The sequence below is a fragment of the Sphingomonas sp. P3_C5 genome (assembly GCF_056402635.1).
The window spans coordinates 101,279-127,786 of sequence record NZ_JBFUHA010000014.1 but is presented as its reverse complement, the minus strand read 5'-3'; the positions used below and the strand labels follow the sequence as shown (position 1 = coordinate 127,786).

23 protein-coding genes and 1 pseudogene are annotated in these 26,508 nt (G+C 65.1%); 13 read left to right on the top strand and 11 right to left on the bottom strand.

What is annotated here, in order from left to right; genetic code table 11:
* From AC1DVS_RS24665 to AC1DVS_RS24655, 3 genes and pseudogenes are all read right to left on the bottom strand, one after another.
* Positions 1–154 (bottom strand): annotated as a pseudogene (locus AC1DVS_RS24665) (IS630 family transposase); the annotation flags it as partial.
* 284 nt (positions 155–438) lie between these two features.
* Positions 439–1,050 carry a response regulator transcription factor gene (locus AC1DVS_RS24660; RefSeq protein ID WP_478027142.1) on the bottom strand — a complete coding sequence of 204 codons (612 nt, stop codon included), beginning with the start codon at positions 1,048–1,050 and terminating at the stop codon, positions 439–441.
* Entirely contained in the window at positions 1,043–2,554 is a 1,512-nt protein-coding gene (locus tag AC1DVS_RS24655) for a PAS domain-containing sensor histidine kinase (RefSeq protein ID WP_478027141.1), read from the bottom strand. Before AC1DVS_RS24655 ends, AC1DVS_RS24660 begins: the two co-directional genes overlap by 8 nt.
* 360 nt (positions 2,555–2,914) lie before the next feature.
* On the opposite strand from AC1DVS_RS24655, the gene AC1DVS_RS24650 reads away from it, so the two are divergent.
* From AC1DVS_RS24650 to AC1DVS_RS24640, 3 genes are all read left to right on the top strand, one after another.
* Positions 2,915–3,646, top strand: coding sequence for a TorF family putative porin (locus tag AC1DVS_RS24650; protein WP_478027140.1), 732 nt, complete (start codon positions 2,915–2,917; stop codon positions 3,644–3,646).
* Between the two features lie 170 nt (positions 3,647–3,816).
* On the top strand, positions 3,817–5,136 hold the full coding sequence (locus AC1DVS_RS24645) for a nucleotidyltransferase family protein (RefSeq protein ID WP_478027139.1): 1,320 nt from the start codon (positions 3,817–3,819) through the stop codon (positions 5,134–5,136).
* Positions 5,137–5,172: 36 nt separating this feature from the next.
* Positions 5,173–5,532 (top strand): cupredoxin domain-containing protein, encoded by a 360-nt coding sequence (locus AC1DVS_RS24640; protein WP_478027138.1) that lies wholly within the window; start codon positions 5,173–5,175, stop codon positions 5,530–5,532.
* A gap of 394 nt (positions 5,533–5,926) precedes the next feature.
* On the opposite strand, the gene AC1DVS_RS24635 is transcribed toward AC1DVS_RS24640, so the two are convergent.
* The 7 genes from AC1DVS_RS24635 to AC1DVS_RS24605 are packed head-to-tail and all read right to left on the bottom strand — an operon-like array spanning position 5,927 to position 13,592.
* Entirely contained in the window at positions 5,927–7,348 is a 1,422-nt protein-coding gene (locus AC1DVS_RS24635) for a hypothetical protein (protein WP_478027137.1), read from the bottom strand.
* 13 nt (positions 7,349–7,361) lie between these two features.
* Positions 7,362–8,405: an amidohydrolase family protein gene (locus tag AC1DVS_RS24630; protein ID WP_478027136.1), complete on the bottom strand. Its 1,044-nt coding sequence runs from the start codon at positions 8,403–8,405 to the stop codon at positions 7,362–7,364.
* 1 nt (position 8,406) lies between these two features.
* Complete coding sequence (locus AC1DVS_RS24625; protein ID WP_478027135.1) at positions 8,407–9,084, bottom strand: class I SAM-dependent methyltransferase; 678 nt, start codon at positions 9,082–9,084, stop codon at positions 8,407–8,409.
* Entirely contained in the window at positions 9,081–10,604 is a 1,524-nt protein-coding gene (locus AC1DVS_RS24620; RefSeq protein ID WP_478027134.1) for a B12-binding domain-containing radical SAM protein, read from the bottom strand. The genes AC1DVS_RS24625 and AC1DVS_RS24620 overlap by 4 nt, the downstream gene beginning before the upstream one ends.
* A complete protein-coding gene (locus tag AC1DVS_RS24615; protein WP_478027133.1) occupies positions 10,601–11,395 on the bottom strand; it encodes a class I SAM-dependent methyltransferase in 795 nt (264 codons plus the stop codon). The genes AC1DVS_RS24620 and AC1DVS_RS24615 overlap by 4 nt, the downstream gene beginning before the upstream one ends.
* Positions 11,392–12,189 (bottom strand): class I SAM-dependent methyltransferase, encoded by a 798-nt coding sequence (locus AC1DVS_RS24610; RefSeq protein WP_478027132.1) that lies wholly within the window; start codon positions 12,187–12,189, stop codon positions 11,392–11,394. Before AC1DVS_RS24610 ends, AC1DVS_RS24615 begins: the two co-directional genes overlap by 4 nt.
* Before the next feature lie 5 nt (positions 12,190–12,194).
* Positions 12,195–13,592, bottom strand: coding sequence for a B12-binding domain-containing radical SAM protein (locus AC1DVS_RS24605; RefSeq protein ID WP_478027131.1), 1,398 nt, complete (start codon positions 13,590–13,592; stop codon positions 12,195–12,197).
* 195 nt (positions 13,593–13,787) lie between these two features.
* On the opposite strand from AC1DVS_RS24605, the gene AC1DVS_RS24600 reads away from it, so the two are divergent.
* The 10 genes from AC1DVS_RS24600 to AC1DVS_RS24555 all read left to right on the top strand — a co-directional run bounded on the left by AC1DVS_RS24600 (position 13,788) and on the right by AC1DVS_RS24555 (position 25,783).
* Positions 13,788–14,837: a phosphoenolpyruvate carboxykinase (ATP) gene (locus AC1DVS_RS24600; protein ID WP_478027130.1), complete on the top strand. Its 1,050-nt coding sequence runs from the start codon at positions 13,788–13,790 to the stop codon at positions 14,835–14,837.
* A complete protein-coding gene (locus tag AC1DVS_RS24595) occupies positions 14,834–15,964 on the top strand; it encodes a glycosyltransferase family 4 protein (protein WP_478027129.1) in 1,131 nt (376 codons plus the stop codon). Before AC1DVS_RS24600 ends, AC1DVS_RS24595 begins: the two co-directional genes overlap by 4 nt.
* Complete coding sequence (locus tag AC1DVS_RS24590) at positions 15,961–17,139, top strand: glycosyltransferase family 4 protein (RefSeq protein ID WP_478027128.1); 1,179 nt, start codon at positions 15,961–15,963, stop codon at positions 17,137–17,139. The genes AC1DVS_RS24595 and AC1DVS_RS24590 overlap by 4 nt, the downstream gene beginning before the upstream one ends.
* The gene (locus AC1DVS_RS24585) at positions 17,132–18,619 is read left to right on the top strand and encodes a sugar transferase (protein ID WP_478027127.1); all 1,488 of its coding nucleotides are present in this window, start codon (positions 17,132–17,134) and stop codon (positions 18,617–18,619) included. Before AC1DVS_RS24590 ends, AC1DVS_RS24585 begins: the two co-directional genes overlap by 8 nt.
* Before the next feature lie 37 nt (positions 18,620–18,656).
* Positions 18,657–18,911, top strand: a complete 255-nt coding sequence (locus AC1DVS_RS24580; protein WP_478027126.1) for a hypothetical protein — start codon at positions 18,657–18,659, stop codon at positions 18,909–18,911.
* Positions 18,912–19,016: 105 nt separating this feature from the next.
* A complete protein-coding gene (locus AC1DVS_RS24575; protein WP_478027125.1) occupies positions 19,017–20,438 on the top strand; it encodes an O-antigen ligase family protein in 1,422 nt (473 codons plus the stop codon).
* A gap of 8 nt (positions 20,439–20,446) precedes the next feature.
* Positions 20,447–21,130: a polysaccharide biosynthesis/export family protein gene (locus AC1DVS_RS24570; protein WP_478027124.1), complete on the top strand. Its 684-nt coding sequence runs from the start codon at positions 20,447–20,449 to the stop codon at positions 21,128–21,130.
* Positions 21,131–21,184: 54 nt separating this feature from the next.
* On the top strand, positions 21,185–23,419 hold the full coding sequence (locus tag AC1DVS_RS24565; RefSeq protein ID WP_478027123.1) for a GumC family protein: 2,235 nt from the start codon (positions 21,185–21,187) through the stop codon (positions 23,417–23,419).
* Positions 23,420–23,468: 49 nt separating this feature from the next.
* Entirely contained in the window at positions 23,469–24,641 is a 1,173-nt protein-coding gene (locus tag AC1DVS_RS24560; RefSeq protein ID WP_478027122.1) for a hypothetical protein, read from the top strand.
* Positions 24,642–24,649: 8 nt separating this feature from the next.
* On the top strand, positions 24,650–25,783 hold the full coding sequence (locus AC1DVS_RS24555; RefSeq protein WP_478027121.1) for a glycosyltransferase family 4 protein: 1,134 nt from the start codon (positions 24,650–24,652) through the stop codon (positions 25,781–25,783).
* On the opposite strand, the gene AC1DVS_RS24550 is transcribed toward AC1DVS_RS24555, so the two are convergent.
* Positions 25,747–26,481, bottom strand: a complete 735-nt coding sequence (locus AC1DVS_RS24550; protein WP_478027120.1) for a class I SAM-dependent methyltransferase — start codon at positions 26,479–26,481, stop codon at positions 25,747–25,749. The genes AC1DVS_RS24555 and AC1DVS_RS24550 overlap by 37 nt on opposite strands.
* Positions 26,482–26,508: the final 27 nt, after the last annotated feature.

The following is a 26,508-nucleotide window of genomic DNA, read 5'->3' as shown; positions in this document are numbered from 1 at the left end:
CCTCCTTGCTTTGCAGGCCATCGGCGCAACGCAAGACGATACGGCAGCGCTCCGACAGTGAGCGCGCTACCCGATGGCGCCGAACCTGCCGCTCCAAATAGCTACGCTCATCTGCCGTCAAAATCAGTGGTTCAACAGCCCGACCACGCGCCATCCCGTTCGCTCCCGTCGTTCAGACAGGATCAGTCTACAATGTAACTTACTTCAGTTCCAGGTGACTAGGGCCAATCGACATTCAGAAGGCCACATAATTCCTCTCCTTTGGGAGAGGATACGAAGACTTAGAAGCGCAGCGACTTAGTCGGAGTTGGTGAGGGGCTCCGGGAGCTATCGAGAGCTCCCGGAGCCCCTCACCAAGTTTCGCTAGTCAGCAAGCTGACAAGCTACACTATCCTCTCCCACTGGAGAGGATTTTCGAGGCCTGAATGTCGATCGGACCTAATCATCGAGCCCCGCCGCGAACGCGATGCGCAGCGCGTCGGACAGGCTGTGGACGCCGAGCTTGGTCATGCAATTCGCCCGGTGCACTTCGACGGTACGCGGCGAAATGCCCAGATCATAAGCGATCGTCTTGTTGGGATGCCCGCGGACGAGACCGCGCAGCACATCCTGCTCGCGTGCCGTCAGCGCTGCGATCCTGACCCGCGCCTCCTGTTCCGATGCAGCCACATCCTCATGTCGGTCGAGCCGGTCGAACGCCCGGCCGATTGCATCGAGCAGCAATGCCTTTTCAAACGGCTTCTCCAGAAAATCGACCGCACCCGCCTTCATTGCCCGCACCGCGATCGCGATGTCACCATGCCCGGTCAACACGATCACCGGCATCGTCACGCCGCGCGCGTTGAGCTCCTGCTGCACGGCCAGCCCATCCATCTCCGGCATGCGCACGTCGAGCAGGATGCAGCCCGGCGCAGCCGTCTTCACCTCCTTGAGAAAGGCGACACCAGACTCGTGCGCTTTGACCTCGAAGCCGCACGTCTTGAGCAGGAAACCGGTCGACCGCCGGATCGCATCCTCGTCATCGACGAGGTGAATCAATCGCTTATCCATATGTGCCCCCGCTCGCCGCATTGAGGATCGTGAAATGAAACACGGTGCCGCCGCCTTCGCGCGATTCGGCCCAGATCCGGCCGCCATGCGCCTCGACGATGGTCCGGCAGATCGAAAGCCCGAGCCCCATGCCCTGTTCCTTGGTGCTGGCGAACGCTTCGAACAGCTTCGGCGCGAGCGCGGGATCGATCCCACCCCCCGTATCGGCGATGGAGATGCGGACCAGCCCGTCCCGGTCAGGGATAGCGGTCACGACGATGTCACGCTCGTTCCGATCGACCAGTGCCTCGACTGCGTTACGGAACAGATTGACGAGCACCTGCTGGATCTGGACTCGATCGACCACCACCGGCCCGATCGTCGGATCCAGACGATAGAACACGCGAATCCCGCGCTCGTGGATACCGGCGAGACCGAGGCGGCTCGCCTCCTCGATCATCGCCGGCAGATCCTCGACCTTCTTCTCGGTCTCGCCTCGCGCAACGAAATCGCGGAGCCGACGCACGATCTGGCCCGCCCGCAACGCCTGCTGCGCCGCTTCATCGACAGCTTCGCGAACCTGCGCCGCAGCCTCATCCGAGGGATCGTCGAGCAGATCGAGGCTCGCCTCGAGATAATTGGCGATCGCCGCAAGCGGCTGGTTGAGTTCGTGCGCCAGGGTCGAGGCCATGGTTCCCATCGCGCTGACCCGCGAGACGTGGATGAGTTCGGCCTGCAGTTCCTTCACCCGCAACGCCGATTGCTGCTGCTCCGTCAGATCGCGAATGAAGCCGGTAAAGATGCGATGGCCTTCACTGCTTGCCTCCCCGACGGAAAGCTCCATCGGGAACTCGCTGCCATCCCGGCGACGGCCGACGACAATACGGCCGATGCCGATGATGCGGCGCTCGCCTGTGTTCCGGTAGCGCGCGATATAATCGTCGTGCCGCTCGCGATAGGGGCTCGGCATCAGCACATCGACATTGCGGCCAAGCACTTCATCCTCGGTATAGCCGAACAGCCGCTGGGCAGCCTTGCTGAAGGACTGGATCTTGCCGACCTCGTCGATCACCACCATCGCGTCCGGCACTGTTTCGAGGATCGAGCGGTACAGCATCTCGCTTCGTTCCAGCGCCTGCTCGGCCGCCTTGCGGCCGGTAATATCGTGGATGCTCTGACCGAAACCGCGATGATCGCCGTCAGGTCCGCGAAGTGCCACCAGCGTCACATCCGCAAGGAACTCAGTGCCGTCCTTGCGCAGGCGCCAGCCCTCGTGTCGAACGGTGGTGCCGGTAAGCGCCGCGGCCTGTTCGAGCTCCGCGGTTCGGCGCTCGGCATCAGCGATCGGATATAACAGCGCGACGTCGCGTCCGACGATCTCGGTCGCGGTCCAGCCGGTCAGCAAAGTCGCCCCGTGATTCCAGCTGCGGATTCGTCCCCCACAGTCAGTGAGGAACAGCGCGCGATCCGCCGCACTGTCGATGAACAACGCCATGTCGTCGGCAAGCGCCGCAGCCGCGTTCACGACGCAACCTGGAGTGAAAAGAGCGCAGCCACAATGCTCTGGCCATCGCGTTTATGGTCGCGGGAGCCCATCCGTAAACCTACGTAGAAGCCGGAGCGGATATCTCGTTCGGGGACAGCAACTGCGCGTTCCGTGTGCTCGCCGATGAATCTTTGCCGTCCTCGCCATGGCTGGTGTACGATGCCCCCGGCCGCGATGTGCCGACGACAGAGCGGAGGGGCAGATGGTATTTGGTGAATGGCAGCTCCTGTGCAGTCGCTCCCGGCAGCGGATCGCTCGCTCGCGGATATCGGCCGCCTGCGCCATTCTTGCCGCGGATCATCAAAGCTTGTGATCATTGCAGCGCGGTCGCCTGGTGGATTGCGGCGACCTGTCATCGGCAGGTTGCTCCGCCACCCGAGGTCATGGGCGCTGCTCATCGCGACAGGCATCACTCTCGCGAGCCCTGCCGAGGCGCAGGTCGCTGGAAGCATATCTGTGGAAAGCGACTATCGGTACCGCAGCCGCTCGCTGAGTTCCGGCCATCCGGTCGTGACCGCCAATCTCGATTATGACGACAAGACCGGCTTCTTCGTCGACGGTTCCGTCACCGCCGTGCTCGGCGGGGAACGGCCCGGCGTGCTCGGGGTGCAGGGCAATATCGGCTACGCGACCCGGTTGAGCTCGAAACTTTCGATCGATGTCGGCGTGCTGCGGTCGCAATATATGCCCAGCTATGCCGGAGACCGCGCGGCGCATTACACCGAGCTCTATCTGGGCCTCACGCGGAGGCGCGTGTCGTCCCGCGTCTATTTCTCGCCCGACTATTTCCACAGCGGTATCTCGACCCTGTATGGCGAGATCGAGGGTGTGATCGAGCCCGCCAAGGACTGGCATCTCACCGCGCATATCGGCGCGCTGGTCTATCTGAGCCGGCCGGCCCCTTATGGAAACCGGCGCGACCAGCATGACTGGCGCCTCGGCCTGTCGCGACAGCTCGGCGCTTTCGAGGTGCACCTCAACCTGTCGGGCGGCGGGCCCGGATCCGATTATTATGGCGGCGAGCCGCGCGACAGGACAGCACTTGTGGTAGGCGCGACCCGCTCCTTCTGAACGCGCGATCTTTTCGAGGCGATTGAACCGGATCCGCCGTCACCGGCACTTACCGGGGCCAGCGGAGAAAGGCCCGATGATCCGTCATACGTCCCCTGCGGTCCTCCGGCCTTGTGTTCTCGTGTCGCTGGCACCTCTCCCCTCCATCATCGGATAGCCGCAGCTTGGCCGTGGCATCTGAACCGGTCGAGTCTGCGCCTGGCGCGAGCGCCGGCGACGTCGATCTGCTCCAGGCGGTGAGCCTGCCGCTCGACGCCTTCGACCTCCCGCCTGAGAGAGTTCGGGCGCGTTTCGACTGGGCGACCCGACAGGGCCAGCCAATGTGGTTATGGCCCGACGTGGCCGTTGACGACTGGCAGAGTGCGCTCCGGTCGATCGAGCAAATCCTGCGCGAGACACTCGCTGGCCAGCAGGCGACGACAGCGCTCGATGGTGATCCTGAGGCGATCGGCATCGCCTGCTACACCTCAGGGGTCGGGCCGCTTCTCGGCTTCTGGCTGGAGCAGGGTGTGATTGCCGCAAAGCCGCCTGTCGCGGCGGTACTCGACCTTCACCTCCGGCATAACAGGTTGCGGATGAATCGCCTGTCGGCCGAGGCGGTTGCGCTCGCGACCACACTCACCTCAGCTGGCGTGGGCGTGACATTGCTGAAGGGCCTGCACACCACACGGTATTTCCCAGAGCCCGGGACAAGGCCAGTTTCGGATATCGACCTGCTCGTTGCCGAGGGCGACGAGCAGGCGCTGGCCAGCATCATGCGGGCACTGGGGTACGAAGCCGGCCTGATCAGCCGCGGCCCGCCGCCGCAACAGGAATGGCGCTTGCCGGACGTTCCGGTCGAACCGCGCTCCTTGTGTTTCGTCCATGCCGATGACCCCTGGTCAGTAGATGTCCAGACCTCGCTCAACCGGCGATATTCGCCTGGCGCGCCGATGATTCAGCTCGACCAGGCGCTGGCCAGTGGCGCGCGGAGCCCCTGGTCGCCGGTGCCCGAAGCGGATGTTCTGGCCCAGCCATTGCTACTGTTGCAGCTCGCGGTCCATGCTAGCTGCGGCTTCCAGAGCCTCAATATGCTGCGGCTGGTCGAGCTTGCCCTGATCATTCGGCGCGATGTCGCTGACGGCCTGCTGTCCTGGGATGCATTCCTCGCGCTGGCCGAGCAACTGGAAGCGCTCGGGCTGATCTATCCCGCGCTCAGGCTATGCGAGATGCTGGTGCCCGGGACGATCCCGGCTGAAGTCATGGCACGGTGCACTCGGGTGACGCCGGGCGCCGTCCGCCACGTGGTCGATCGCCTGACACCGGCCAACGCGCAGCGCGTAGTCCGCTATTCTATCGCCGAGAAATTCATGTGGTCCGGCACGCGGCTGAGCATCCTCCGCCAGCTGCTTTCGGATGTGGTGCCACCCGGGATGGGATCGGCGTCCGACCTTATCGGCGCGTACCGGAAACGGGCGTGGAAGATCGCCCGGCAGACACTCTCGCGATGAACCGCGAGCTCTCACCCCCAACACAGGAGCTGGACCATGCTGATTGAAATTCTGAAGAAGCCGGCCACGGCGCGCGCCGCCTTGCTGACATTCGGCGTGTTGGGGCTGGCGCTTACCGGCAGCGCGGGGTCGGCCGGTGCGCCGACCGAGCACATCATCACCATGGCCAATATGAGCTTCGGCGCGATGCCGACTGATGTGAAGGTCGGCGACACGATCGTCTGGGTCAACCGCGATACCGTGCTCCACACCGCGACGGCGCGTGACAAGAGCTTCGACCTGCGCGTCAGCCAGGGCCATAGCGCGCGGATGACGGTGCAGAAGGCGGGTGCGATCCCCTTTTATTGCATCTTCCACTCGACGATGCGCGGCACGCTGAAGGTCGCGGCGCAATAGCCTGGCGAGCCCTAGGACGTAGCGCGACAAAGCCTGCTGACACGTATCGTTGATTCAACCCGGCCCGATAGTGGCGCAGGGATCGCACGACCGCGTCGTGCGATCCCGTTCTTTGACAATGTTGATGAAGCGACCCTTGCCGGGCTGGCTGTTCCGCCCGCTCGGCTGGCTGTTCTGTCCAGTCGGCTGGCTGTTATGCTGGCTGTTAGCTGGCTGTTATTCAATAACAGCCAGCCGTCGTATAAGCTATTGATATATAATAGATAATATGGCAGTTTTTTCCAACATAACAGCCAGCAAAAAATTGATGCCATAACAGCCAGCAATCGCAGCCGATCCGGCACCATCGCGGAGCCCGCGCGGGATGCCGATGGCCCTTACTCCCCTCCCCCGATCACAGCCGGTATCGCAGCGAGAATTGATACACGGTCTGGCGTTCGAAAGCCGGGATGCCGAGATTGACCCTGGTACCGCGATCGCTGCGGACGTGCAGGAACTCGATCAGGCCAGTCAGCTTATCGGTGATCGAATAGCGCCCCGCGGCGGTGAACGCCACGCCGTCCTCGCTTTCGCTGGGCGACATCTCGCTGCCATGCTCGCGCGTGCCGAACGCCTCAACGCGACCGGTGATCGCACCCTTGCCGATCGTCTGGGTCACCAGTGCATAGGCCGAACGGAAATAGGTATGGACCCAGGGCACACCATGGGTCTCGAAGCCCATGATGGTCGATCCGGCCATGCCCTGAGCAAGCAGCTTGGTCCGCGGGCCGAGATCGGCGTTGATGCCGAGATTCCAGAAGCGCGTGCGCCAGCCCCATTGGTTCGTGGTCTCGAAGGCCTTGGGATCGCCGCGATTGTCATAGTAGAAGAGCGCGACGCCGAACGGCCAGGGCGGCCGCCAGTCGAGCCGGGCGTAAAAGCCGACCCGCTTGTCGATCTCGATGGTCGAGCGGGTCACGGATTGCTGCAAATGGATGATGAAGCTGTTGAGCGGCGGCAGCGGGAAATGGCCGAAGCCGGTCGCCTTCTCGTCATGCAGCGCCCAGCCCCGGAACGAGAGCAGGGTACCGGAGGTATCGTTGAAGCCGAACACCGCTCCGGTCAGGCCGAAATCATGCTGGCCGATGCTGGTCCGCAGCGTCGCTTCGGCGCCGAGTACCTTCACCTCCTCACCGACCCAGGAATTGATCGCGGATGGGGTGATGGTGTTGACGACGCTCCACGCCCCGCCGGTGCTGTGCTCGAGCGAGATCTCCGGCCACATCAGGCCGGCCCGGGCCGAGAAGTTCACCTTGCCGCTCGATTGCGGGAGCCAGGTGACGAACGCCTCGATCAGGTCGAAACCATTCTCCTGATCGCGCTGCCAGGCGCCCGAGACATTGGCGCTGAGCGCATTGGTGAAACGCGGCGTCCAGATCAGGTCGGCCTCGACCGGCACCGCGCGGAACTTGTAGCCGCCATCGGCCGCACCACCGAACCGAGTCTTGCCGAGACCGCCATCGACCCATGATGTGTGGCCGTTGGCGAAAGCGAGCCGGGCATCGAGCAGCACCGAAATCGTGCGCCGCGAGAAGATGTCGGTCTCCGAGCCACTGTCCGGCGCCTGGTCGCTCTGGGGTGGGAGAGCCTGATCCGCGCCCGCGTCCTTCTGATCGGCTGGCGGCGTTTCGGTCACGACGGCAGGAGTGTCCTGAGCCGCTGCGGGGGTCGCGATGCCAAGCCAGCACAGGGATGCAAAGCCCAGTGCAAGAGCGCTTCCGGCACCGCGAGCGGTGCGGGCGATCCGCCGCCTGTGCGCAGTCGGTGACGACATCATGATATTCTCCCGTTCAGGCATGTTGCAGGGTTCTCGTGCTGGTCCAGCGCACCAGCGATCCGTTCCGCATTTCCCGCCCGCTATCGGCGAGACGACCCAGGCTGGAGGCGACGTCAGGCCTGACGACGCGGAGCGCGCCACCGGCCATCACCAGCAGCACATCCTCGGCGCGGGCCTTGAGCAGCGGCTTTGCGACGACCATCAGATCAGCCGGCTTGCCCGGATCGAGCGAGGATGCGGCAATGCCGAGACGTCGCGCGGCGGTGGTGCTCACCGCAGCCTCCAGCTGCTGGTCGCTCAACAGACCGAGGGCACGGGCACTGCGGAGCTCGTCGAGGAGATCGCCTGCCCCCGTCAGCCGGGAATCGCTGCCCAGCAGCACATCCAGCCCGGCGCCCAGCAAGGTGGCCGGGGCGGTTGCGCCGAACAGAAAGAGGTTGGAGGTCGGGCACCAGACCAGCGCGGCACCGGCCTCGACCAGGCGATCGATGCCATCCGCATCCACGCCGACACAATGGACCGCGATCAGATCGCCATCGAGCATGCCGCGAGCGTCGAGAAGGCGCACCTCGTCAGCCGATTTGCTGTCAGTCCCTTCGGCGAGGTGGATGCAGAACGGCCCCGTACCGTCGATGCGGTCGAGGGACGGGGTCATGCCAAGTGAATCCGCCTGGCGAACGCGCACCACCGACAGTGGGAAATCCTCGTCGAAATCGGGCTCCCAGCGATCATGGTGGACGACGGTGGTGACCCCGGCAAAGAGGTTCTTCCATGCACCCGTCAGCAACGCCTCGCGCCGCGGTGTCCGCCGTCCGATCTCGATGCGCTGGCGGTGGCGGAACTGGATGTCGCGCGCCCAGTCCCGGGCGCTGCGATAGGGAGGCCGGCCAAGGCGTCCATAATGATTGCGATGCAGATGATCATGGGCGTTGATCAGGCCCGGCCGAACCTCGCCGTCGGGGAACGACAGCGTGAGATCGAACGGCCCGACCGCCTCGACGATCCGGCCATGCTCGACCGCCACGGCGTGATTGCCGGCTGAGATCAGCAAGCGCATCTCAGCGCTCCCGCCGAAAGGCCAGAGCGAGGACCACAGGAAGGCCGTAATCGGCGGCATAAAGCTTGAACCGCCCGGCCTTATCGTAGAAATCATAAACCTCGGGACCGATCGCCGCTTCGCGGACGTCAATCGATGTCAGCCCGGCGGCCTCCGCCGCAGCCACATGGTCGCTGAGTTCATGGACATGATGCTCAACTTCCTCGATCTCCCCATAGTAGCGAAATGTCCGGCGATGCCCGGCCGCCCAGGCCGCAGGGTGGAAGTCAGTGACGATCACCAGCGCGCCGGCGTCCGCGACGCGGCCGAGTTCTGCATAGACGGCCGCGCAATCCGGCACATGGCCGATCACCAGCCGGCACCAGACCATATCGAAGCTGCTGTCCGGCAGCGGAAGCGCGCGGACGTCACCGACCATCGTCTCGATGGTGGGATCGCGCCCCATCTCGCGCAGTCCGGCGTCGAGCATCTCCGGGCTGAGGTCGACCCCCACTGCACGCGCCGCGCCTGTGCCTCGCATCCGTCGGCTGGTGCCGCAGCCAGCATCGAGCAGGCGCAGCCCAGCCAAAGGCGGCGTCATTTCCTTGACGAGTTGCTGCTCGAGATGGCTGATCGCTGTCTCGCCAGCATAGGTCGGCGCCCAGAGGCGATAGCCTTCGCGGGCACTCAGCACGCTCATGCAGCCTGCTCCGGCTCGGCGCCGACGGGACGGAGATGGCCATAAGCCTGGCGATCCTCAGGCGTCCGCTGCGCCAGCTGTCGGACACGGCGGAGCAGGCCGGGGTTCGCGAAGTCGCCGCGCTCCCAGCGGCTCTTGGCGAGAATCTTGCCCACCGCCTTACCCCATGGCCGCGTCCGCCGATCATGGATCGAGGGAAAGCGGCTTGAGAGCACCGTCTCGAAATCGGTGATCCGCGCGCGCAGCGCCTGGTTCATCCAGGGCACGATCGGCTCCTCATGAGTCATCCAGTTGACCCATTGCGGCTCGATCCACGCTTCGAGCGTGTCGGGGGTGCCGGTCAGTGGATCGATATTGCCATAGGTGCCGGCGCGCTGCGGCGTTGGGGTGTAGAAATAGGTGATCAGCTCCATCGCCGGATTGATGTTCTTGAGCTTCCGGATGAACCCGAGCGTGTTCTCGATCTCGCGCTCGGGCTCATCAGGATCGCCGAAGACGAAGGAGAATTCGGGGATGATGCCATGCTCGCGCGTCTTGGCGGCGGCGGCCATGATCTGATCAGTTGTGATCCCCTTGCTCATCTTTGCGAGCACCTCGTCCGATCCGGATTCGGCGCCACAGAACACCATCTTCAGGCCGGCCGCCTTCAGCATCCGCCAGGTATCGTCGGAGAAGCGCCCCAGCGCATCGACCCGCGCCTCGCACCACCAGCTCAGCCCAAGCGACATGAAGGCGGTGGCAATCTCGCGAGCATGCGCCTCGTTCAGGAAGAAGTTGTTGTCGTAGAAATGGACAGAATCCATCCCGTGATTGCGCACCAGATATTCGAGATGCGCCGCGGTCCTTTCGGGCGGCTGAACCTTCTCCCGCCGGCCAAACACAGAGATCACGCCGCAAAAGCTGCAGGCATAGGGGCAGCCGATCGAGGCCTGATAGACGCCCGAGCGCCGGCCGAGGAAGGTCGGGTGGAGGTATTCGGCGATATCGATCTTATCATAGGGCGGATCGGGCAGTTCGGCCGGGCCGAGCCAGAGCCGCTCGGGGCCGATCCAGTGCGATCCATCCGCCTCGCGAAAGGCAAGGCCCGCCACTGTCTTCGGGTCGAGCTCACCGTCCAGCACCCTCAGCAGATCGACGAAGGTCTGCTCGCCCTGCCCCCGGATCAGCCAGTCGACATAGGGTGCGTTGAGTACCGGGGCGGGATAAAGACTGCCGAAATTGCCGCCCCACACGATTGCGATATCGGGGAAGAGCGCCTTGAGCGACCTGGACAGCGGCACAGCGCTGACGAGCTGCGGACCGGGCATTACGGTGAGCGCGATTAGCCTGACCGGATCAGGCCCGGCGGCATGCACCTCCACCATGGCGCGGATCGTCTCCAGCACATCGATGCCGGGGATGTTCCCGTCGACGATCTCCCAGCTGATCGTCTGGGGAAGCGCGGCCCCCACTGCCATCAGGCTGAGCGGGAAGCGTCGGTTCTTCGGCCTTGTGGCGCGCGGGTTGACGAACAGGATCATGGCCGCCGCGCCGTCCAGAGGTCGAAGCGGGAGGGCGCGCGTTTGCGGCTGACCCGGGCGGCGACCGCCCGCCGCTCATACCAGAAGGGATAGCGGACGCCTGTTCTCTGCCACGCGAGTCCCGTTGATGCGGAAGCGCGGGCAAGGCGTTCCACCGTCAGGAATTCGATGAACGGCAATGCGAGCAGACTGTCCGCCCGGTCGCCGAAGCGCAGCGCGGCGGCAGCGTGTTTTTCGGCCACCATCGCCGCGCCGTCCATTTCCCGCTCGTAAAAGGGTGAATCGAGAATGACGATCATGCCACCCGGGCGGATGAGCCGGGTCGCCTCGGTAAACGTCGCCTCCAGATCAGTCGCGTAATGGAGACTTGCGTTGAAGACGGCGATATCGGCGCAGGCGTCCGGCAACGGCACGGCATCGAATGAAGCGACGAGGCACGAGAAACCGGTTCGCTGAAGGAACGGGGCAGCCGCGCCCAGTCCATCGACCTCATCGTCCCGGATGTCGATCGCCGTGCAGCGATGCCCTTCAAGCGAGAGGCGATAGCTGAGCCAACCATTGCCGGCGCCAAGGTCGAGAATGTCGAGGGTCCGCTCCGCCGGCCTGACGATATTGCGCAGGAAAGCGTCGAAGGTCCGTGCTCGAACTGCCCATTGGCGCGCCAGCTGGCCGGTTGCCAGATACGGGAGGCTGAGCAGCTCGGCGCCACCGTGACCGCGCCCTTCTGTGGCACGGTGTGCACCATAGTCACGGCGGAACCGCTCCAGCGCCTCGGAGAAAGCGGCCGTCATCGCGCGTCCTCGACCCGCTCAAAGGCATAGAGGATGTGATCGCCAAGCCCCGCCAGCGGCCGCGCCGCGCGTCGGTCTACGGCTTCGAGCAGGTTTAGCAGGCTGGGGTGGCGCGATATCCAGGGCTCGGCCGCGCTCGGCGGCACGAACAGGCCAATCGCCTTCGCCCCCACCGGCCTGAACCAGGGTGCCAGCGCCCGGTTCAGATCCCGGCGACGGTGATACCGCACTGTGAATGTCCGCCCGCCGAGCGACGCGGCCACATCCCCGCGCTTCGAGCGACGGAACATGTTGCGGAAGCGCCCGTGCGCAGCCTCCGCGACCATCTCACCCGGGCAGAAGCAGCCGAACACGACGAGCAGCGCGTGACCGCCGGGCCGCACCAGCCGAGCCAGGCTCGCACCGACCGGCGCAAGATCGGCAACGCAGTTCAGCGCCGCAAAGTTGGAGAAGGCCCCGTCGAAGCTTTCGCCCCGCTCGGCCAAGCGATCAAGATGCTCGGCCGCCAACACTTCCGCCGCGCTCTCGCCGAGCTTCAGCGCCGCGGCCTTTACCATCGCAGGCGACGCGTCGGTCAGCAGGACCTGCCGACGATGCGCGACCATCCACGCGGCGTCAGTGCCGGTGCCGCCGCCTATTTCGAGCAGGCGCGATCCGACCGGAAAAGTAGTCAGCAGTTCCTGGCGCACCGCGCGGCGCTGCGCCGCGACGCTCAGCCACGGATCGAACTGGCTATCGAACGCATCGGCGATCGCATCGAACGCAGCGCCGGCGGGAAGGAGTTCGCAGCCCATCCCGATCAGCCCGACAGCGCGACGCGCACCGGTTGGGGCGATCGGTAAGCTGCGGCCCGGTGAGCCAGATCAGTCCAGGTCTTGTGATCTACCGACCGCGCCGAGACATCAGCGTGCAAGGCGTCGCGGACCATCCGGTAAAAGGCTGTGACGAAGGTTCCCTGGAACAGCATCGCCAGCTCGTCGGTGTCGCGCCAGTTGCGGCGCTCGCCCAGCTCGGCGACGACCCGTTCGTGGAAGATCGTGCCAGGCAGCGGATAGGCGACCGACACGCCGATCTCGTCTGGCGCCTCATCATGGATGAGGTCGCGGGTGGCGACGATGTCCTCCCACTGCTCCGACGGATATCCGAGCTGCAGGAACCAGCCGACGCGGATGCCGTTGCTTTTGAGCATCCGGGTCGCATGTCGGGCAGCGTCGACGCGCGTGCCCTTGTCCATCGCATCGAGGATCTTCTGCGAGCCCGATTCGACCCCCAGCCAAACCTCTTCGGCACCGGCTGCGCGCAACGCCTCGGCGACGCGGGGATCGATCAGATTGGCGCGCGACTGCAGCATGAACGGGATGTGCGCGTCGCGCTGGAGCAACTCATGCGCGAAATCGACGATCCATTGCTCGGTCATCCCGAAGATATCGTCGGCAAACCAGATATGGTCCGGCACGATCTCGGCCTTGAGCCGACGCATCTCCTCGGCGACATTGGCAGGAGAGCGCTGGCTGTAGCGGCGGCCGAAAGTCGGCTTCGCGCACCAGTTGCAGCTATAAGGACAGCCGCGCGAGGTCGCGACGTTCCACGAGAAATAGCCGTGGGCACCGATCCAGGCGCGCCGATAGGCCTGAGCGTCGACCAGATCCCAGGCGGGTAACGGCACCGCGTCGAGATCCTGCTCTTGCCGGCGCGGGATGGTGCGGCGGGGCCGACCGGCCACCGCAGGAAGGATCAGGCCGGTGGTTTGAACGATGTCGCCGTGACCAGCAAAGGCGGCGACCAGATCGACCACGCCAAACTCGCCCTCGCCGGTCAGCACGGCATGGGCTCCGGCGCCGAGATAGAGTTCAGGATGGTCCGATGCGTCCGGGCCGTTCACCGCGACATGGCAACCGCGTTTGCGAGCGCCCGCGATCATGGCGAGCGCATCGCCGCGCCGGCTCTCGGTGCACATCTTGGTGAGGAAGTTGAAATTGTCCTCGATCAACAGGACGATGCTTGGCTGAGCCGTATCGAGCGCTGCCTCGAAACTCTCAACGGAAGGCTCGAAGGTCGCATCGAACAGCGCGACGCTATGGCCTGCTTCGCGCAGGATCGCGGCGGCGAGCAGCGTGGCGAGCGGTGGATAGGGTTTGAGGCGTTCGGACTGCTTCGGGTCGCGCTGCAGAAAGAAGGAATGAGCGACCAGAATCACAAATGCACCCCTCTGAGCGACCCGTCGATTTCAGCGCGAGAGACCCCGAATTATCGAAGGAGGTTCAGCCCGCCTGACCACGGTTAGTGGCGGCACGGCGGCACGGGGTTCAAATCAATCGCGAGGAAATTTCCCGAGCACGCAGCCGCACGCAGAAAAGTGCGCATCAAGCCGAAGCGCGTTGAACCTTTTCGGATGCGCGAGCCACCAACCGAGAACGGTCACCGCGGGTGGGAGGACGGCATAACCAGCTTCGGGCATCGGCAGGCAATGCAGGGGGGCGCATCCGGCGGTGCGTTGCCCCTCGCCTGGGCCGCGCCCGTCGCTGTTCGATCGCCGAAGCTGGGATTTTTCCGACCGCTCGGGATTCCGATTGAGGTCGAGACCAACGATCCCGAACTGCTCGACGCTGTCGCCGAGGCGTGCCGCGGCTGGGAGGACGATGTCGATCCTGCGGTGCGGAGTCTCCATCTCGAACTGGTGCTCGATCAGCAGCTCTGCKGGATGGGCGAGCCCGATATTCAGGTTGAGGGCCAGCACCTCTGGATCGAGGGCGGCGGAATCGCTGCCTCGGCCGATGCCCGGACCGGCCATGCCCGTTGCAGGGTCTCCGCAACCTACCTCCTCGATCGTGACGCGTTGCGCCAAAAGCTACTCGACCCGGTGATCCTGTTTCTCGTGACCCGGCGCGGGCGGACACCGATCCACGCCGCCGGTTTCCTTGCGGGCGATCTCGCCATCCTGCTCGCCGGCCCCGCTGGCGCCGGCAAGAGCTGCCTTGCACTGGCGGCGCATCAGGCGGGCTTCAGGCTGCTGTCCGACGACACCGTCTATGTGAGCACCGCACCGAGTCTGCGTGTCTGGGGAATCCCGAGCCCGATCCATGTCTTCCCGGCCGACGCGCCCATCTCTGGCGTTGGTCCTGCGCGCCTCCGCAACGGCAAGCTCAAACTTGCGGTGCGCGTTCGCCCGACCCAGAGCACGCCCGTCGCGCACCGGGCGGCATTGTGCGTCCTGGATTTCGGCCCAAGCGCGGCACTCGAGCGGATCGACCAGGCCGAGGCGCTCCGCCGCTGTGGCCCGCTCGAAGCCGGGTTCGACCTGCTGCGGACTCCGATCGAGGCCGCACTTGAAATGCTCACTCGCGACGGTGCATGGCGCCTGACTCTATCGCCGCGCCCTAGCGAGGCGATCGCCTTGCTCGCCCACACCCTCCCCGCTCCCGACCGGGAGGCACGGGCATGACGTTGCGCGTCGTCCAGGTGAACTGCGTCATCGACCCGGAGCGGCGCGATCCTGAGGCCTTGCTGAAAGCCTGGCCGACCGTGGCAGCTATCGCGACCGCCACAGAGCGGGCCGGTGCGACCGTGACCGTGCTGCAGGCAAGCCACGCCCCAGCCGAATACCGGCGCGATGACGTGACCTATCGCTTCGTCCCCGAGCCCCGTCTGCGTCGCGGCGGTGGCGCCGGAATCCTGCCGTGGCGGCTCGCGGCGGCGGTTCGGCGGGAAGCGCCGGACGTCGTTCACTTCAACGGCCTCGACTTCCCCTTTCACGCCCGAGCCGTCTGCGACCTCGGCGTGCCGGTGCTGATTCAGGACCATTCCAGCCGGGTGGAGGGGCGAATCGGCCGCTTCCGGCGCTGGGGGCATGGCAAGGTCAGGGCCGCCGCTTTTACCTCCCCCGCGCAGGCCGAACCTTTTGTTCGCAGCGGTCACCTCCCACGAGACATACCGGTCGTGGCAGTCCCGGAATCTTCAAGCGATTTCACGCCAGGCGATCGCGACGAAGCCCGCCGCGAGACAGGCGTGTTCGGCGCGCCGGCCCTGCTCTGGGTGGGCCATCTTGATCTCCGCAAGGATCCACTCACGGTCCTCAAGGCGGTGAGAAAGGCGCTGGAAGCATTGCCTGGCCTGCAGCTCTGGTGCGCGTTCATCGACACCGGTCTGCTGCCTGAGGTAGAGGCAATGTTGCGCGAGGATGAGGTGCTGGCGGCGCATGTCCATCTGCTCGGGCGGGTTCCGCACGGCCGCGTCCAGGCACTGTGCCGTGCGTGCGATATCTTCGTCAGTGCCAGCCGCCGGGAGAGCTCGGGCTATGCGTTGCTCGAAGCGCTGGCCTGTGGTGTCACCCCGGTCATCACGGATATTCCGCCCTTTCGCGCGCTGACCGAGGACAGGGTCGGGGCCCTTGTCCCGGCGGGCGATGCCAATGCCTTCGCTGCGGCCATCGTCCTGGCGACCCGGCAAATGCACCAGGGGTCTCGCGCCCGGATACTGCGGCATTTCGAGCGCAACCTCGCCTTGGATGTGGTCGGTGCCCGCCTGGTAGAGGCCTATGCGGCGCTCGCGCGCACGGCGGTGCGGGCATGAAGATCGCGATCCTCACGCCCGGCGGTGTCGATCGCAGCGGTACTGAGCGTGTCATCCCCCATTTGCTCTGGCAGATCGAGCGGCTGACGTGTGCCGGTGACGAGGTACACGTCTTCGCCTTCAATCAGGAGCCCCTGCCCGGCCACTGGCCGTTGCTCGGCGCAACCATCCACAACGCAGGGCGCAAGCCGCAATTGCTGACACTGCTGAAGATGCTGTTCGCAGAGCATCGCCGCGGCAGGTTCGACATACTCCACGCCTTCTGGGCGCTGCCGTCCGGCTTCGCCGGGGCGATAGCCACGCATCTGCTGCACGTTCCGCTAGTCCTGACCTTGCCGGGGGGTGACCTCGCGAACCATCCGAGTATCGGTTATGGCGGTGCGATCCGGCTGCGCAGCCGGCTAAAGATCCGGTTCGCCGCCGCGTCGGCAGCGGCGGTGACTGCTCCCAGCCCGGCGATGTGCGAGCAGGCGAGCGCAGTCGGGATTCAAGCCGTCCGAATTCCTCACGGCGTGGCGCTCGACAAGTGGCCGCAGCGTGCACCTACGCGTCGCGACCAGCGCGCGCCGCTGAAGCTCCTCCATATCGGCAGCCTGAACCTGGTGAAGGATCAGGCGACCATGCTGCGAGCGGCGGCGAGACTGCGGGATCTCGACCAGCCTTTTGTGCTCGATGTGATCGGTGGGGACACACTCAGCGGAACCATCCAGCGACATGCCGCCGAACTCGGCCTCGCCGATCACGTCCGGTTTCATGGGTTCATGCCGCATGCCGGGCTGCGACTCTGGACAGAGCGCGCGGACATATTGCTGGTCAGCTCGATCCATGAGGGCGGGCCGCTGGTGGTGCTCGAAGCTGCGATCGCTGGCGTACCGACGATCGGTACGTCAGTCGGTCATATCGCGGATTTCGCGCCCGAGGCAGCGATCGCAGTCCCTGTCGGCGATAGCGACGCGATGGCCGACGCCATTCTCCGCCTCGCGACCGACGAGGAAGAACGCCTGCGCATCGCTCATGCCGCCCAGCGGCGCGCCATCGGCAAGGATGCGGACGCCACCTCCCGCAAATTCCGGCGATTGTACACAGAACTTGCCGCCCGACGCCACACGGTGATCCCGGCGTGCAGTGCAGGCGCCGGTATCCTCCCGCAGACTCGCGGAGGTGCGAATGTTTAGGCATTCGGCCACGCACCATGATTTCCCACTCCGCGAGGAGGAGGGCAGCTTCTCGTCGCCTGAGTCCTCCGAACCGACGGATTGCGATTCTCTCGGATATGAAGCTCGGCCTGCGGCGGTACCGCTCGAAGCGCGGCCTGTGAACGACAAGCGTCGTCTCCGGCTTCGCTTCGGGCTGCTGCTCGTCTGTTTCGACGTCTCGGCGATCGCTGCGGCGATCCTCGGCGCGACCCTGGTGCGTTTCGGTGCGGACTTTGCGTCGGAGCTCGGACAGCTGATGGTGATCATCCTGCCGATCTATCTCCTCGTCGCGGCCAATGGCCATGCCTTCCGCCTGGGTGAGGCGATCCATGGCAGCGCGCCGATCGGACGCGGACGTGCGCTGATGGCATTCCTGATCTCGACCGGACTGATCCTCGGTATCGTCTTCTATCTGAAAGTGGGTCAGAATTTCTCGCGTGGCGCGCTCGCGCTGTCACTGGTGTCCGGATTGTTCGCGCTCGCTTTCGCGCGGGGCTTGTTCGCCTGGCTCTCGACTCGCTGGCTTCCGGGATCAATCCAGCAAGAGACGATCATCGTCGACGGCGTCGACGTTCCCTTCGCGCCCGGCGCGACCATCCTCAACGCCGTCCAGCTGAACCTCTCGCCGCGGCTCGATGACCCGGCAATGCTCGACATGCTCGGCCGGCGCATCGAGGGCGCCGACCGGGTAATCGTCGCCTGCCGGCCCGAGCGGCGCGATCTGTGGTCGCGCGCGCTGCGTGGCGCCGGAGTGATCGTGGAGGTCCTGACCCCCGAGCTCGACGCAATGCAGGCGATCAGCATCAATATGTTCGACGGCCACACCACGACCGTGGTGGCGACCGGCCCCCTCGGCCATGGCGACCGGGTGCTGAAACGCTCGCTCGATCTCGGGATCGTCCTGTCGAGCCTACCGGTGACGCTGCCGCTGATGCTGGTCGCGGCGTTGGCGATCAAGCTGGAGAGCCGCGGCCCTGTCTTCTTCGTTCAGCGGCGGATTGGCCAGGGGAATCGCCTGTTCCGGATGTACAAGTTCCGCAGCATGCGCGCCGAGACCGGCGATCATGACGGGACCACGTCAACCGTGCGGAACGACCGCCGCGTCACCCGGGTCGGCGCGTTCATCCGCCGGACGAGCATCGACGAACTGCCGCAGATCATCAACATCCTGCGCGGTGAAATGAGCGTGGTCGGGCCACGGCCGCATGCCATCGAATCGCGCGCTGCGAACACGCATTTCTGGGAGCTGGAGCGGCGCTACTGGGATCGCCACGCGGCCAAGCCAGGGCTGACAGGACTGGCGCAGGTGCGCGGCTTTCGCGGCTCGATCAGCAACGAAGGCCAGCTCGCGAGCCGCATCAATTCCGACCTCGCTTATCTGCAGGCTTGGACGATCTGGAGAGATCTCGCGATCATCGGGCGCACCTTCCGCGTCCTTGTTCACGACAATGCCTTTTGAATCATGAGCTTTTAATCGGGAAGAAGGGAGAAGTGGAATGAAGTTACGAACAGCCATTCTGGGCCTCGGGGCGATCGCTCTGTGCTCATCAGCAATTGCCTATGCGGGTGCGGTTCGGCCGGCCAAGGCACGGCCGATCGCAAAATCTAGCCTGAAGGTGAGCCGTGCATCGGCAAGGCTTCGCGGCGCGAACAGGGACAGCAAGACCCTGCCGATCGTGCTGGTGGGTGCGGCCGCTGGCGGTGGCGCGCTCTATCTCGCCACCAAGGGCGACAACAAGGCAAGCCGTTAGGTTAGGGGCGGGATTCGAGGTCGGCGCGGCGCCATCGCCTTACGGTCCTCGGTCCCGCATCGTTCGCCGCCGGAAGCGATTTCGGCCATATCGGTGTAAGCGTTTATGACATTCGCTCATGCGATCCCGCACGAGCGTGGGGAAAGTGCGCGCTTCGCTCAGCGCGCCACTGTCGCAGCCCTCGCTCTTGTCGGTTCGAGTTTCCTGTTCGGCGGCCAGAGCGTCGAGCCGATGTTCGTGCAGTCGATCCCGCAAGCGGTCGCCGTGCTGGCGATTGCCTTTCTATGCGTGTCGGCGCCGCGCGCATCGCTCGCGCCTGGCGCAATGCCGATGCTTGCCATTGCCGGCGCTGCGCTGGCACTGATCCTGATCCAGCTCCTCCCCCTTCCCAACCCCATCTGGTCCGCCTTGCCGGGCCGCGAGGTCGCCGTGGCCACCCTGCAGGCGGCACGGATCGGCACGCCCTGGCATGCCCTGAGCGAAGACCCCGGCGCGACGCTCCAGTCGGCACTCACATTGCTACCCGCACTGGCGATGCTGGTCACCGGTCTGATGCTGGACAGGCAAGGGTTGAGGAAGGTCATCGTCGCCATCCTCGCCTGCGCCGGCGCGTCCCTTCTGCTTGGCTGGCTGCAGATCCTCGGGGGCACCCAGAGCGCTCTCTATGTCTATGGCGACCAGCACGAACGCCTGTCGATCGGCCTGTTCTCCAACCGCAATCATCAGGCGGATGCGCTGTGTCTCGGTGCGCTGATGGCCGGGGCTCTGCTATATGCGCTTAGCCCACGCGTCGAAGTCCTTCGACAGCGCGGCGTGCTGATCGCGAGCCTCGCCGTGGCGCTGTTTGGCCTTGGCGTCCTTTGCACCGCCTCCCGGATGGGCGCGGCTTTGTTCGTGCCTTCGGCCGCGGTCACGATCATTATCACGTTGATCGATGCCCGCACGCGCAAGATCACCCCGCGCAATCTCGCCATGGTCGCGGTCGTCGTACTGATCTTCATCGTTCTCGGCTGGGCTGGGTTCGATCAGCTCCTGTCGCGTTTCCAGGCCTCGGTCGACCTTCGCCAAACGATCTGGCCCGATGCCTGGTATCTGGCGAAAAGCGTTTGGCCGGTCGGCACCGGCTTCGGCACGTTCGATCAGGTTTATCCGCCGATCGAGAGCCTCGCCGGGGTGACCCCCCTCTTCATCAACGCGGCCCATGAGGATTATCTGCAGCTTGCGATCGAGGGTGGTGCGCCGGCGTTGCTCATCCTGCTCGCCTTCTTCGGCTGGTTCGTGCTGCAGCTTGTGCGCCTGGCCCGCGGGCGTGGCGGCATGACCGGCTGGTTCGCTGCCACCGGCATCATGATCCTGCTCGCCCATTCCGCGACCGACTATCCCTTGCGCACAGAGGCGCTCTCGACCGCCATGGCAGCCTTGTGCGTCATCTTGAACATGGCCGCGCACCAGAGCTCACCGCGCCGCCCCGCCACCCAGAAAAGGGTCCTCGAACCCGTGCTCACCACCGCAGGATATTCGCGATGAGACCTTTGATGCCCAGCCTTTGCGCCGCAGCACTCCTCGTGCTGGGCGGATGCGCCTCGACCTCGGCAGGCGTGCCAAGCGAACAATCCTATGCGAGTTTTCCGCCACCGAGCGCGGTGGATCATGTCCAGGATTACGAGATCGGCCCGGGTGACACTCTGAGCGTCAACACGTTCCAGGAGAAGGACCTGACGCTCGATCATGTCGAGGTCGATGCGAGCGGCAATATCCTGCTCCCGCTGATCGGCAGCGTTCACGCGGCCGGCCTGTCTTCGGCGGCGCTCTCCACCGAGATCCAGAACCGGCTGGCCAAACGCTATCTGCGCGATCCGCAGGTTTCGGTCATCGTCACCTCGGCTGTATCCCAGAAGGTCACGGTCGAGGGCTCGGTTACCCAGGCGGGCGTGTTCGAGGTGAAGGGCCAGATGACGCTGTTGCAGGCGCTGGCGCTGGCCAAGGGCCCCAACCGCACCGCGCGACTTGGCCGCGTGGTGATCTTCCGGACGATCGAGCGGGAGCGCAAACTGGCGGTCTTCGACGTGAACGCAATCCGCCGCGGTGAGATGCCCGATCCGCAGATCCTGGGTGATGATGTGGTCGTCGTGCCCTTCTCGAACGGCAAGGGTGCGTTTCGCGACCTCATCACGGCGCTGCCCGCATTCGGCGTCTTCGCCGCCTTCAACAATCTCTGATCCCGGCGCGTCGCCCAACCGAACAGGGTTACCATGTTTAGACGAGAATTGATTTTGGCAACCGATGGCCGGACTTTCGAGGCCGGGCCGGAGACGGCGCGCGATACCGGGCGCGACACGGGACCCGAACCGCGGCGCGGCATCGGGCGAGACGTAGACCTTCAGCGGATGCGGCTCATCCTGCGCCGGAATCGCTGGATCATCCTTGCCTGTATGATCTTCTTCCCGCTGGCAGCGATTTTCCTGACCGCCATCGCCACGCCGGAATATCGCGCCACCGCCTCGATCCAGCTCGAGCAGCAATCGACCCGGGTGTTGAAGGGCGACGAGCCCCAGCCCGGCGATTCCAACATCTTCGATGCCGAGCGTTTCCTCCAGACCCAGGTCGATATCCTGAACAGCCGCTCACTCGCGATCCGCGTCGCCGAGCGGCTGCAGCTCTTCCACGGGTCCGAATTCCTGACGGCGATGGGGATCGTCGTGAAGCCCGTCGGCACACCGGCGGAGCAGGTCCGCAAGCTGCGGGAACGGACGATCCGCGCACTACAGGGCAATCTTCAGATCTCCCTTCCACGCAACTCGCGCGTCGCTTCGATCTCGTTTAATAGCCGAAACAAGGACATCGCCGCGCGGGTGGCGAATGCTTATGCCGAGGCGTTGATCGCTGACAATCTGGAGCGCCGGTTCAAGGCATCATCCTATGCGCGCGATTTTCTCGAAGGCCAGCTCGAACAGGCCAAGGGCAAGCTCGAAAGCTCCGAACGCGCAGCCATTCTGTATGCGCGCAATGCCGGCCTGATCGACACCGGCCCGGCGACCGGCGCGCCTGGCGAAAGAGCCCGCTCGCTGGTGACCTCGAGCCTCGTCGGCATGAACGACACGCTGACCGCCCTGACCGCCGAACGGCTCCGCGCCCAGGAGCGGTGGGAGCGCGCACGCAACACCCCGCTGATGAGCCTGCCGGATGTGCTCGGCAATCCGGCTATCCAGGAGCTGACGCGCAGCCGCGCCGACCTCGCATCGACCTATCAGAAGGAGCTGGAAACGAGGCTGCCGGACTATCCGACCGTCCGTCAGGCCAAGGCTGAACTCGACACGACCAATGCGCAGATCAGCCAGCTGGCGCTCTCGATCCGGGATTCGATCCGCGAAGGCTATGAGGTGGCGGCGCGGCAGGAACGTGCCGTCCAGCAGGATATGTTGAAGCTGCGCTCGAACACGCTGAGCGAGCAGGATCGGGGCATCCAGTACAGCATCCTCCGCCGTGAGGTGGATACCAACCGGCAAATGTATGACGGGCTGTTACAGCGCTTCAAGGAAGTCGGGGCCGCGGCTGGCGTGACGGCGAATAATATCAGCATCGTCGATACGGCCGAGCCGGCGCTGACCCCGTCCTGGCCCAAACCATCGCTCAACGTCGCGCTTGCGCTTCTCCTCGGCGCAATGGTCGCGGCAGGACTCGTCTTCCTGCGCGAGATGCTCGACGACGCCGTGCGCACACCGGATGATGTCGAGGACAAGCTCGGCCTCTCCCTGCTCGGGACGATTCCGCGGGTCGGTGCGGGGATGACACCGGTCGAAGCGCTCGCCACGCAGCGCTCGATCCTGTCGGAATCCTATTCCTCCCTGCGTACGGCACTGGAGTTCGCCGGCAAGGCCGGAGTGCCACGCCGGATGCTCGTTACCTCCAGCCAGTCGTCGGAGGGCAAAAGCACGACCTCCTATGCGATCGCCCGCAGTCTCGCGCTGGTCGGCAAGCGCGTGCTGCTGGTGGACGGCGACTTGCGCAACCCGTCGCTCGCGAACCTGCTCGGCGTCCAGCACCCGACCGGCTTCTCGAACGTGCTGACCGGCACGGCCAAGGCCGCCGACCAGACGATCGCGCTTGCCACACCCAATCTGAGTTTCATGCCGAGCGGCCCTTTGCCGCCCAACCCGGCAGACCTGTACGGGCGCAGCCAGTCCCGGGCTGTCATCGAGCATCTCTCCGACAATTTCGACATGGTGGTGATTGACGGTCCGCCGGTGCTTGGCCTTGCCGATGCGCCGCTGCTGGCGGCCGCAGTCGAGGGGGTTATCTTCCTGGTCGATACCAGCCAGTCGCATCGGGGTCGGGTGCGCACCGCCATCCGGCGGCTGCAACGGGCGCAGGGCCGCGTACTGGGCGTCGTGTTGACGATGTTCGATCCCAAGACGGTCGGCTTTGGCGACTATGGCTATAGCTATGAATATGGCGACAAGCCGCGCTCGCGCCGCCTGATCCCGAGCTTCGTTTCGGACCGCTTCTGAAATGCCGGGTTGGCTCAGATGGGGAGTAGCAATCCTTGGTGGGGCGGCCATGTTTGGGGTGGTCACTGCCAACGGGATCGCCGCGGGCCTCGCCGCGAGTGGCGATTACGCGATGGCCACAGCGCTCGCACCTGACGCCAACCATTTGTCGCGCCGGGCGCAGGACCTGTTCTTCGCCGGACGGAATGACGCCGCGATCGCGACGGCACGTGCCGCGCTACAGATCGCGCCGCTCAACACCCGCGCGATCCGGGTGATCGGCGAGGCCGAGCTCGCGCGCGGCCATGACGATGCCGGCGTGGATGCGATGAACGCGGCTGCGCGCGGCGGCTGGCGGGATAACTCCACCCAGATCTGGGCACTGCAGATGGCGCTGATCAGCGGCGACTATGGCACAGCGCTGGAACGGGCCGATGCCCTGATCCGTCGTGACACTATCGCCGACCAGGTGTTCGCCGCCTTTCGTGCGATGAACGCGGAGCCGAGCTTCAGGCGGAGCCTCATCGCGCGCCTCGAGGACCAGCCCGATTGGCGCGGCCTGATGTTCCTCGATCTGCGACGCGCCAGCGCTCCCGAAATTCCGGCCGCCGTCCAGCTTATCACTGACATCGATCGGACACGCCGCCCCGTTACCGACCTCGAGCTTTTTCCTATTCTGGAGCGGATGACCGAGCTGGGCGGCGCCGACCAGGCCTATCGCTTCTGGCGCAGCAAGGCGCCTCGGGCGGGATGGGCCGACGACAGTCAGCTCTATGACGGCACGTTCGTGGTCGCGGGCAAACGCCAGGGCGTGAGCTCGATCCCGCGCTTCGAATGGACCGTCGATCCCGGCGGTTCAGGACTCGCGAGCGTCGAGGCGGCACCGAACGGCCAGGGGGTCGCGCTGCGCGCCAGCACCGATCCTGGAGATTCAGTGGTGCTGGCCACCGAACAACTCCTGCTGGAACCCGGGACATATCGGATCGGCGCCAGAATCTTTGCGCGCAGCGAGCGGGACATGGCCGGCTTCGAATTCACGTTGCACTGCGTCGCTGACAAGAGCGAGGTCCCGTTCGCGGACCAGCGTCTTCAGCAGCTCCGGCTCGATCAATTGCGTTATTCTGCGACCTTGCAGATCCCGACGGACTGCACGCGCCAGACGCTGGACATCAGGGCCCGGGGTGGGACGCCGGTGGGAGCGAGCGTCTCGATCACCGATCTCGCCCTGCGCCGGGCGGCCTGAGGCGGCCGATGACTGATCCCCACCCCTCGCCTGCCGGGTTCGACGCCGTCGAGTTCAACAATATGGTGACCCCATATACCGACCGGCTGTTCAGCCGGCTGAAGAAGGACGGCCTGCAGCTCGCGGTCGTGTCCTGCACGCGCGCCGAACGGAACCGATCCTGGAACCTTCCAGCCGCGAAACCCTACGCCCACGAAATCCTGCCCGGGGTCGAGCTGGAGGTGGGGCCGCGCCGTTTCGCCCATCTCAACCGCGGCATCTTCCGGACGCTGTCGCGCTTGCGGCCGAAGATGATCGTCCTGACCGGCTTCTATCCCTCAATGCTGCTCGGCCTGGCCTGGAGCCGGTGGACCGGAACGCCGGTCGCGCTTCGCGTCGACGGGGGCGAGGAGGATATGCCGCAAACCCCCTATCACCGGCTCTTCCGGCCGATGATGCTGAAGCAGTGCCGTGCTGCGCTGACGTCCGGTGAGAAGGGCGCGGCGTTTTTTCGCAAGGCGGGTTTCGAGGATGCCCGGATCTTCCGCATGCCGCTGGTGCCGGCCTGGGATCCGCCGGCATCCATCCCTGATTTCCAGGCACGCGACGTCGACCTGATCTGGGTCGCGGAGATCAGCGACGCAATCAAGAATGCGGGGTTTTTCGTGCAGGTCGCCACCGCGCTCAAGCAGCTGCTCCCCGATCTGAGCGTGCGCGTGATCGGGCGTGGTCCGGATCAGCGCGCGATGCTGGACGGACTCGTCGCTGCCAGCATTGATGTGCGGCACGACGAGGCGGTCGCTTGGGAAAAGATGGTAGAAGCGCTTTCGGGCGCGAAGTTGCTCCTGCTCCCTTCGAGGCGCGAACCATGGGGGCTGGTCTGCAACGAGGCCCTGCAATGCGGCACGCCGTGCCTGGTCTCGCCGCATGTCGGCGCAGCGGACGATCTCGTGCTCGATGGAGTAAATGGCCGTGTCCTCCCGCTCGAGGTCGATCGCTGGGCGGAAGCGGCGGCGGCGCTGCTCCGGGATGCCCGCGCCTGGTCGGCAATGTCGGAGCGCGCGCGGGCGTCGATGGCGCCGCGCGGTATCGGCTCCTCGGCGAAAATCTATCGGGAGATGGTGGCCTATGTGCTCCGCGCCGATACCAGCAGATTGCAATAGATATGGCGGCGGTCCGGCAGGATGCGGCTCAGGATCAGGGTCATGATCGTGAGCGGCGCAAGGAGACCGAGCTGCACCAGCGCGCGTGTCGTCCGATGACGCGCACCGATATGCTGGTGGAGATAGGCGATCCACAGCTGGCCGATCGCCTCTACGTCAGTCGAGGTCTTCTCGATCTCGATCTCGTCAAAGCCATGCCGCTCAAGCAGCGCCCTGACGCCGAAGCTGGTGTAGCGCGCATAGTCGAAGGGCTGCTCATGCTCGTCCCAGGCGAAGGGGATCGAGAAGAGCAGCTTTCCGCCCGGCTTCAGAACACGCCGTATCTCGTCGAGGATCTCGTCGAGATTGAAGACGTGCTCGAACACCTCGAAGGAGATGACGGCGTCGAAGGCGTGGTCCGAAAAGGGCAAAGTCCGGCCGTCATAATAGACATCGACCTTGCTGTTCGCATGGGGATGACCGCTGACGGCGATGTCGAGACCGACATAGTCGAAGATATGGGCGAAGTCGCTGCGATAGGGTTGCGAGCCGCAGCCGAAATCCAGCACCCGGCCATGGATCTCGCTCGCCCTGCCGGCGATCGCCCGCGCGAGGCGTCTGCGGATGATGTAAAAGGGATGGGCGATCCTGCCGAGCCAGGTCGGATGGAATTTCTCGCGCGCCAGGCGGCGGCGGGCCTGATCGATCAACGCGCGCATGGCCAATGCGTCGCAGGGAAGCCGGGC

Excerpts from the sequence above, each read along its gene's own strand:
- AC1DVS_RS24660 (WP_478027142.1), bottom strand. The coding sequence starts at position 1,050 with ATGGATAAGCGATTGATTCACCTCGTCGATGACGAGGATGCGATCCGG.
- AC1DVS_RS24630 (WP_478027136.1), bottom strand. The coding sequence starts at position 8,405 with ATGCGCTTGCTGATCTCAGCCGGCAATCACGCCGTGGCGGTCGAGCAT.
- AC1DVS_RS24640 (WP_478027138.1), top strand. The coding sequence starts at position 5,173 with ATGCTGATTGAAATTCTGAAGAAGCCGGCCACGGCGCGCGCCGCCTTG.
- AC1DVS_RS24620 (WP_478027134.1), bottom strand. The coding sequence starts at position 10,604 with ATGATCCTGTTCGTCAACCCGCGCGCCACAAGGCCGAAGAACCGACGC.
- AC1DVS_RS24570 (WP_478027124.1), top strand. The coding sequence starts at position 20,447 with ATGCCCAGCCTTTGCGCCGCAGCACTCCTCGTGCTGGGCGGATGCGCC.
- AC1DVS_RS24560 (WP_478027122.1), top strand. The coding sequence starts at position 23,469 with ATGTTTGGGGTGGTCACTGCCAACGGGATCGCCGCGGGCCTCGCCGCG.
- AC1DVS_RS24625 (WP_478027135.1), bottom strand. The coding sequence starts at position 9,084 with ATGAGCGTGCTGAGTGCCCGCGAAGGCTATCGCCTCTGGGCGCCGACC.
- AC1DVS_RS24615 (WP_478027133.1), bottom strand. The coding sequence starts at position 11,395 with ATGACGGCCGCTTTCTCCGAGGCGCTGGAGCGGTTCCGCCGTGACTAT.
- AC1DVS_RS24595 (WP_478027129.1), top strand. The coding sequence starts at position 14,834 with ATGACGTTGCGCGTCGTCCAGGTGAACTGCGTCATCGACCCGGAGCGG.
- AC1DVS_RS24575 (WP_478027125.1), top strand. The coding sequence starts at position 19,017 with ATGACATTCGCTCATGCGATCCCGCACGAGCGTGGGGAAAGTGCGCGC.
- AC1DVS_RS24580 (WP_478027126.1), top strand. The coding sequence starts at position 18,657 with ATGAAGTTACGAACAGCCATTCTGGGCCTCGGGGCGATCGCTCTGTGC.
- AC1DVS_RS24550 (WP_478027120.1), bottom strand. The coding sequence starts at position 26,481 with ATGCGCGCGTTGATCGATCAGGCCCGCCGCCGCCTGGCGCGCGAGAAA.
- AC1DVS_RS24590 (WP_478027128.1), top strand. The coding sequence starts at position 15,961 with ATGAAGATCGCGATCCTCACGCCCGGCGGTGTCGATCGCAGCGGTACT.
- AC1DVS_RS24555 (WP_478027121.1), top strand. The coding sequence starts at position 24,650 with ATGACTGATCCCCACCCCTCGCCTGCCGGGTTCGACGCCGTCGAGTTC.
- AC1DVS_RS24610 (WP_478027132.1), bottom strand. The coding sequence starts at position 12,189 with ATGGGCTGCGAACTCCTTCCCGCCGGCGCTGCGTTCGATGCGATCGCC.
- AC1DVS_RS24635 (WP_478027137.1), bottom strand. The coding sequence starts at position 7,348 with ATGATGTCGTCACCGACTGCGCACAGGCGGCGGATCGCCCGCACCGCT.
- AC1DVS_RS24585 (WP_478027127.1), top strand. The coding sequence starts at position 17,132 with ATGTTTAGGCATTCGGCCACGCACCATGATTTCCCACTCCGCGAGGAG.